Genomic DNA, 1405 nt, shown 5'->3' with positions numbered 1-1405 from the left:
CCCAAATTCAGCATTAGAAAATAATAGTTAAATTGTGGTTTAAAATCCTAATGCGTAGCATTAGAAAAAAAGGAGCTATGGAATTTGACATATCCTATACCAGTAAAGAGATTACGCCTTGGGGTGGAATGGTTTTTTTGAAGCAAATGCTTGGTAAAATTGGCTTTAGAGAGCAGATTATTCAATGTAAAGACTTACCTCAGCCCAAATCCAACAGAGGTCACAAAGTAACCACGATAATTGAGGCATTTGTTACTAGCATTTGGTGTGGAGCTAATCGATTTATGCACACCGAAGTCACTCGACACGATGTTGCATTAGGTAGAATATTTGACTGGGAAGAGATTCCAGCTCAAGACACTTACAAAAGGTTCTTTGGTAAATTTAGTCAAGCAACCAATCAAGCAGTGAGCAATCATTTTTATTCATGGATATTTGATAATTTCAAATTTGATTATTTTACTTTGGATATAGACTCATCTGTAATAACACGTTACGGCGAACAAGGAGGTGCAAAAAAAGGATATAACCCTTCTAAAAGAGGGCGAGTATCCCATCATCCGCTGATTGCTTTTATTGACGATGTAAAACTTGTTGCTAACATGTGGCTTCGTAGCGGAGATACTTCATCGGCTAATAATTTCCTTGCTTTTCTAGACGACACTTTATTCAAACTCAAAAACAAAACTATCGGTTTAATACGACTAGACAGTGGTTTTTTTCAATCTGATATTTTGGATTATTTGGAACAAAAAACAATCGATTATGTTATTGCCGCTAAATTTACGCACCCTATCCAAAGAGTTATTCACGATAGTACCAATTGGATTACATTAGACACAGGAATTGAAATTTGTGAACAAATATACCAAAGTAATTCTTGGGTAAAATCAAGAAGAATGGTAATTGTTCGACAAAGAATAAAAGACAGGCCAAAAGCGCCAGGCAAACAACTATCCCTTTTTTCAGAAGAAGAAATCTTCAAAAATTACAGGTATTCTGCCTATGTAACCAATATGAAATTAGCACCCGCAGAAATTTGGAGAATTTATAGAGGAAGAGCCAATGCTGAAAACAGAATCAAAGAATTGAAATATGACTTTGGATTCGATAGTTTTAATCTAAAAGATTTTTTTGCCACCGAAGGGGCATTAATCTTTGCAATGATTGCATACAATCTAATGTCGCTCTTCAGAACTTTTGTATTACAGGAAAAGACTCAAAAAACGTTATCAACTTTGAGGTATAGAACCTTTGCAATAGGAGCCTATTTTGAAAAACAGAATGACAAACTTGTCTTAAAAATTGCTTTAAACAAGAAAAGGAGAATTTGGTTTGCGGGGCTTTGGAATCATTCAAAAACTTTTAATTATCCCTTTGGGATTTCTAATGCGTAATTTGGGTT

At 34.7% G+C, this 1405-nt stretch carries 1 protein-coding gene; it reads left to right on the top strand.

Annotated features, from left to right (window positions below; translation table 11 throughout):
• The first annotated feature begins 77 nt into the window (after positions 1 to 77).
• On the top strand, positions 78 to 1397 hold the full coding sequence (locus ACOVQ4_RS17650) for an IS1380 family transposase (protein ID WP_421821937.1): 1320 nt from the start codon (positions 78 to 80) through the stop codon (positions 1395 to 1397).
• Positions 1398 to 1405 lie beyond the last annotated feature (8 nt).

Source organism: Flectobacillus sp. (assembly GCF_049240685.1).
Taxonomy (GTDB): Bacteria; Bacteroidota; Bacteroidia; order Cytophagales; family Spirosomataceae; genus Flectobacillus.
The sequence above is the reverse complement of the archived record's forward strand: the minus strand, read 5'-3'. Positions and strand labels throughout refer to the sequence as shown.

What these genes read in the sequence shown, in the direction of transcription:
- ACOVQ4_RS17650 (WP_421821937.1), top strand. Translation starts at nt 78, where the DNA reads ATGGAATTTGACATATCCTATACCAGTAAAGAGATTACGCCTTGGGGT.